Genomic DNA, 5,780 nt, shown 5'->3' with positions numbered 1-5,780 from the left:
AGAATGGCAACTAACAAGGCGTTTAAGGCAGATTCGCAACGCTAGGCATTTTCAGTTTGCTTTGAATTTAGTGTTTACGGCACAATGGTTTAGGTTAGGTGGTAATGTTGCTCACTACTTAACGCGGCGTTATATGCTACAAAATGGTGATTCATGACTATGAATAGTAACAATTTGGAACGGCAGTTGCTTATCTCTTTGAAGCAGTATATATCGGATGAATCTTTAATTGTAAATCTGGCGAAAACAACATCAGAACAAATGGAGTGGTATCATGATTGGGTTGAACGTAATGGTAATGCTCCAATATCAAGAATAGTCACTGAGCTTGAAAAGTGCTGCACTTTAATTGAAAGCTATTCAATCCTATTTTTCGAATTGCAAGTTTTATTAAAAGAACTTAATAGCTATAAACTTAAACATAATTCTAGTGTTTTCTATGAAAGCATAAATCATACTGATATAGGTAATTTAAAGAACAGGGTTAATGTTGGGAAAATAGAATATGACCTAAAATGCTTTGTGTCTATCGGTGAGAAAATAGCAAAACAATCGAAGAAGGTTGAAAAAGCTAGGGATAAAGCAATTTCACAGATTAAATCATTTAATAGTAGTAATAAGCGTATTGCAGATGAGCTAGCTTATTTTAGTCGCCCTTTTATTAATGGTGAACCATGTTTTTCCATTGATACTCTACTCGATGGATTAGAACAAGTTAAAGATCGTTATACTGGAACTCATGGTAGGGATAAAATCATGAAATCCTTAAAAGGAATTTGGGTGGCAACACTTGGTCATAACGAGGATCGTTTATGTCAAATTTCAAGGTCATCTACGCATCCTTTTTTCGAGTATGCTGGCTGCGTTTTAAACTCAGAGCCGGACACACTTCGCAAGTCATATGGTCAGATTTTTGTAAAGGAATAAATCGGGAAAATTTTTTCTTAAAGTTTAGATTTTTGTTCCTTTAACTTGTGTCTGTTAAAACTAACAATAGACTCAGTTCTTAGGAGGTGTTATGCAAAATCTAAAAATTGATATTCATTGGGTTTTTATAGCTTTTGTAGCTGGTGTGAAATTTGCCGACTGGTGTGCAATTAACGGCTTGAGCATACCAGCCATGTAGCATATAACAATCAATTTAAGAGGGATTCACAACGCTTGGCATTTTTGCTTCTACTTCAAATTTAGTGTTTATGGCACAATGCTTTAAGTTTGGGTGGAGGCGTTGTTCACCCCTTAATTGGGCGTTAGGCGATAAGGAGAATGTCATGTACCTCAATAGAGAGGAATCCTTTGAAATGTTGTTGGAGAAACTCGATTCACTTGAAGTGGATCTTAATGATGACATTAGTGAACTGTTCAACATACTGGATGATAAAAGTGATTGGGCGTTTATGATCAAAGCTACTGCTTATATTGAGTTGGTTTTAACGAATGCTATCACCAAGCAGCTTTCTGAAGACACAATGTTAGCAGTAGTTAAACATTTACCTCTAATAAACAAAAATACAGGTAAGGTTGCTATTGCTCGTAACTTGGGCTTGCTTGATAAAACCCATGTTTCTTTTATTCAAGAGGTTGCATCTATCCGCAATGACTATGCTCACAATTTTGAGTATGTGCCAATGACGCTCAGTGACTATTTTCAAAAACTAGAGCCGAACAAAGCAAATAGTAAATATCGCTCAATGTGTATTGATAATACTGGTGAACCCTGTAGACAGTTACTTGAGGGCCGACCTCAGTTGGCTATTATTCTTGGTATTCTATTTGTCTCAATGAGGGTGAAGAGTGCGTTAATGACTTCGGAGGTTAAGTCAGAGCTTGATCGTCTTGAAATGAAGACACTTCGAGACTTGGTGGGTAAAATCGCCTAACAAAGCATTTAAGAGTGATTCGCAACGCTTGGCAGTTTCGCTTCGCTCAAGTATAGCCAAGCGCCGCTCACACCTTAATGCGGCGTTAGTTGCCAGTGGTAAAAACGCAGCTAAAGCAGAAAGTTTAAGGCTAATGAATTGTGCAAATTTGCTCAGTTTTGTGTCTGGGTGTGGTGTGCTGAAGTTGCGTTCGATTTTTAATGTTGTGGTTTTGTTTTGCCGTTTCAGACGCTATTTTACTCGTTGAAATTCAGCTTTGTAGCATTGCCTTTCCAAAAGGTCTATTTGGTGCTTTCAGCCAGCTTTCTACGTCGTTGCTAGTTCCAAGTGGTTTCAGTGACAGGCGCTTTGAAACTGCGCCTGATTTGAGTTTTTCAAAGCGCTTAAAAACGGTGTTGGCAAAGTCGAAATGAACTGGAAATCAAAGGTTTAGAATGGCAACTAACAAAGCGTTTAAGGCAGATTCGCAACGCTAGGCATTTTTGGTTTTCTTTGAATTTAGTGTTTATGGCACAATGGCTTAGGTCAGGTGGCAATGTTGCTCACTACTTAACGCGGCGTTATGCGACTAAGCAAAAAATCTTCTATGACTCTCTTTCTCGCTCTCTCGGGCCATCGGCTTTCCGGTGTCGGCAACTCTGCATTGTCGGCCCAAGTTCTTGAATTACTCAGGCCGTAAAACATGCCAAAGTTCGTGGGTTGCCTCATTGGATTTCAGTGCTGGGTGCTGGTGAGTTTAGCTGGCTCAAATCGCTGAAAGGGCAAGTTTATTGAAGGCTCATCTTCGCTGTCTGTTCTCCTCGTTGAGTTTCGCGAAGCAAAAGCTGAGTCACTAGCTGACATTCACCATTAGTCACTTGTTGGAAGTTGGTCTGTAACATAGTGGCTTCGGTTGTTCGGTGAATCACAAAAAGTGTTTGGTTTGTTTGTGGTTTTTCGTGTCTAAGGTAATCTTTCACTGCCCAACTTGGCTTATGCAGGTGAATTCGCATAACAAACAATTCAAGCAGACCCTCAACGCTCGCTGATTTTGGTTTGCGTCGTGTTTGGTGTTGCCGAGCAATGCGGAAAATGAGCCAGAGCGTTTCGGGCTACTTAATTGGGCGTTATGTAAAGCGGGGAAAATTGCCATTATTCTGTTTTTGCGATCTCTTAAGCCATCGTTGCGCATCGTCGGCAAAATCCCCTTTTTCTGTTCCTATTCTTTGCCAAATTAGCCGTAAAACATGCCAAGATTCGTGAGTTGCCTCATTCAGTTTCAGGGTTGGTTCGTGGTTAGTTTTTCAGGTGTAAAGTGTGAAAAGTGCAAGGCAAACGAGAGTCATTGCTTTCTGAGTGTTTCTTTCGTCAAATCTCCTTGGCTTAAAGGCATTTTCAAGCGCTGATAATCAGTATCCATCGTTTGTTGTGGCTTGGTTTGTAACATTGCTGGCATTGTAAATTCGTGAACACTGTTGGGTTCTGTGGTTTTGGCCATTTCTTCGGTCGTACAGGCTTGTTTTTTCGTGGTAACTTTGGCTTATGTGGTTGAATTTACATAACAAAGCATTTAAGACGGATTCGCAACGCTTGGTGTTTTTAGTATAAATTCAGTTTTTGTGATTTAAGTAGTTTGTCGAGGCATCGGTGTTTAGCGTTGCTCACCACTTAATGCGGCGTTAGTACGGGGTTGGCACCAAAGGTCAAAATTTAGGTGTTTATCTGTTTCGTGCCTTCGCTTTACACCTGGTCAAATGTGCCTTTCACGTTCTTTCCGGTGGCACTATATGCAAAGTGTTCGCTTAGATTTCACTGTTTACGGTGTCTAACTCTCTGGCTATTTCTTTGGCGCTGCTTCTTTTGTGTGGTTGGTTTTTCGCCTTAAATTCGGTTCTTTGGTGTGGTTGTCAAAGTTAGGTGACCGAATCCTTTGCTAATTTGAAAGCAGTCAAAACTGGTTAGTTTGTCGTGTTTTTCTTCTCGCCAACTTGCGTTTTGAGACTGGGTTCTAGTTTGGCAGTTGTCCCTTTGACTTCAGCGTTTTAAGCCAATATTTTCGTGCTATATTTCAATATCTTGGTGCAAACCAAAAGGTTTTGGAACAGCGTACTAACAAACAATTTAAGAGTGATTCAGCACGCGTGGCATTTTTGGTATGCGGTGATTTTGGGTGTTGAAGTGCTATGCGGCGGCTTGGTCATTGCGTGCTTCACACCTTAATTGAGCGTTATGCAACTCAGGTAAATTTAGGGGTTTAATCTTTTTGGATTTCTCCGGCCATTTGTTTTGTGTTGTCGGCAAATCAGCATTTCCACACCAAAATTCTTGGATCACTCAAACCGTAAAACAGGCAAGATTCTTTGTTTGCCTCAATCAGTTTTAGCGTTGGCTCGTTGTTAATTTAGTGGTCGCAAAGTGTGGAAAGGGCAAGCCAATCGAGAATTTCGAGTTCGCTGAATATTTTGCTCGTTGAATTTTTCTGGTTCAAAAGCTGGGTTTGTTGCTGAAAGGTGGACTTTGTTTTGGCGGTTTATTTATCACGGCTCAGGCTTTGGCTGATTCTTGACTCACTTAACCAACATTCGACTGTTTTCTTAATCAAATTTGGTGTAACTTTATGTTTATCTTATTGAATTTGCATAACAAAGCATTTAAGACGGATTCGCAACGCTTGGCGGCTTTAGTGTAAATTCAGTTTTTGCGTTTTAAGTGGTTTGTCGAAGCATTGGTGTTTAGCGTCGCTCACCACTTAATGCGGCGTTAGGTGCTTAATCGGAAAACTGCCAGCAGAAGTTAACTACTGGCTTTTTGAGCTTAGTTTTGAGCGCGTTTTACTCGAATGATGCTTTTAGCAACGTTTGAAAGGTTTAGGTTTTGGATAGCAACTTTTGCTTCTTTGTCATCTGGCATTTCGACAAACGCGAAACCTTTTGATAAACCTGTTTCTTGGTCTAGAACCAAGTTGCACTCGGTGACTTTACCGTGAGCAGAGAATAGTACACGAACTTCGTGTTCAGTGATGGTACGCGCTAGATTGCGAACTAAAAGTTTCATATTATTTTGCCTAATGTAATTTGCGGGCCAAGTGTCTCAGTATTAGAGAAGTAAACCAAGGTAAATTAGTGGTGAACCTTTAAAAACGCACTTAGTATCAAGTTTGAAGTGCGACACTTTTTACAGATGCGCATGAATATACTCCTGTGGTGTAAAGAACCCAAGTCTTTTCCTTGGGCGCGAGTTTAGCTTTCCAGCTATTTGGTTACAGAGCCTCTGTGTCACATGTGACATAGAGGCTTTTTTAGGTAAGTACTGTCTAATTAAACCATTCGTATTTTCATTGGTTCCACGCTCCCATGAGTGGTACGGGTTAGCAAAGAAAAACAAACACTTAGTTTGTTTTTCTAACTGAGCATATTGGTGAAATTCAGTACCATTATCAGCAGTAATCGTTTTGAACGGTAAGTCTGACTGCTTAATAATCTTCTTCACTCGAGCGTTCAATGAATTAGTCGTTCTGTCGTCTAATTGGCCTATAAAAGTATAACCGGTCATCCTATCTACTAAAGTCACAATGCAGTGTTTGGTTCCTCGCCCAATGACGGTGTCTATTTCCCAGTGTCCAGGTTCAAGACGAAGTTCTGCTTCGTCTGGTCGCTCAGATATATGTTTCTTTGCGGCTAAGCGGCCTCTGCTGTCGTTAGAGCGATATCTTTTACGCCTTTGCTTAGTTGACTGGCGTAGGTGTTTCCATAACATTCCGCCTTCTGCTTTGTTATTCCAAACATACTGGTAAATCAGTTCGTGACTCATCGTTTTTTGACCAATTCGCCTTAGGAATCCAACTATCTGTTCAGGGCTCCAGTCCAGTTGCAGCAAGGCAGCAACGAGCCTGAAGTCGGTTTCGTCATAGCGCTTGTTTCG

Annotated in this window: 4 protein-coding genes; 2 read left to right on the top strand and 2 right to left on the bottom strand. The window is 40.5% G+C overall.

Annotation, left to right across the window (positions count from 1 at the left end; translation table 11 throughout):
- Positions 1-159: 159 nt before the first annotated feature.
- Both BS19_RS14830 and BS19_RS14825 read left to right on the top strand, forming a co-directional pair.
- Positions 160-927 (top strand): restriction endonuclease subunit S domain-containing protein, encoded by a 768-nt coding sequence (locus BS19_RS14830; RefSeq protein ID WP_157631194.1) that lies wholly within the window; start codon positions 160-162, stop codon positions 925-927.
- 344 nt (positions 928-1,271) lie between these two features.
- Positions 1,272-1,880 carry a hypothetical protein gene (locus BS19_RS14825; RefSeq protein ID WP_038176299.1) on the top strand — a complete coding sequence of 203 codons (609 nt, stop codon included), beginning with the start codon at positions 1,272-1,274 and terminating at the stop codon, positions 1,878-1,880.
- Between the two features lie 2,793 nt (positions 1,881-4,673).
- Here the strand turns inward: BS19_RS14825 and BS19_RS14810 are convergent.
- Both BS19_RS14810 and BS19_RS14805 read right to left on the bottom strand, forming a co-directional pair.
- Positions 4,674-4,913, bottom strand: a complete 240-nt coding sequence (locus BS19_RS14810; RefSeq protein ID WP_038176295.1) for an RNA recognition motif domain-containing protein — start codon at positions 4,911-4,913, stop codon at positions 4,674-4,676.
- Between the two features lie 120 nt (positions 4,914-5,033).
- On the bottom strand, positions 5,034-5,780 hold a 747-nt coding region (locus BS19_RS14805; RefSeq protein ID WP_038176294.1), incomplete at its 5' end, for an IS30 family transposase.

Source organism: Vibrio pacinii DSM 19139 (genome assembly GCF_000711795.1).
In the GTDB taxonomy this organism is placed as follows: domain Bacteria; phylum Pseudomonadota; class Gammaproteobacteria; order Enterobacterales; family Vibrionaceae; genus Vibrio; species Vibrio pacinii.
This window is presented reverse-complemented; position numbering and strand designations above follow the sequence as displayed.

Coding starts and splice junctions, on each gene's coding strand:
- BS19_RS14830 (WP_157631194.1), top strand. CDS start 160: ATGAATAGTAACAATTTGGAACGGCAGTTGCTTATCTCTTTGAAGCAG.
- BS19_RS14825 (WP_038176299.1), top strand. CDS start 1,272: ATGTACCTCAATAGAGAGGAATCCTTTGAAATGTTGTTGGAGAAACTC.
- BS19_RS14810 (WP_038176295.1), bottom strand. CDS start 4,913: ATGAAACTTTTAGTTCGCAATCTAGCGCGTACCATCACTGAACACGAA.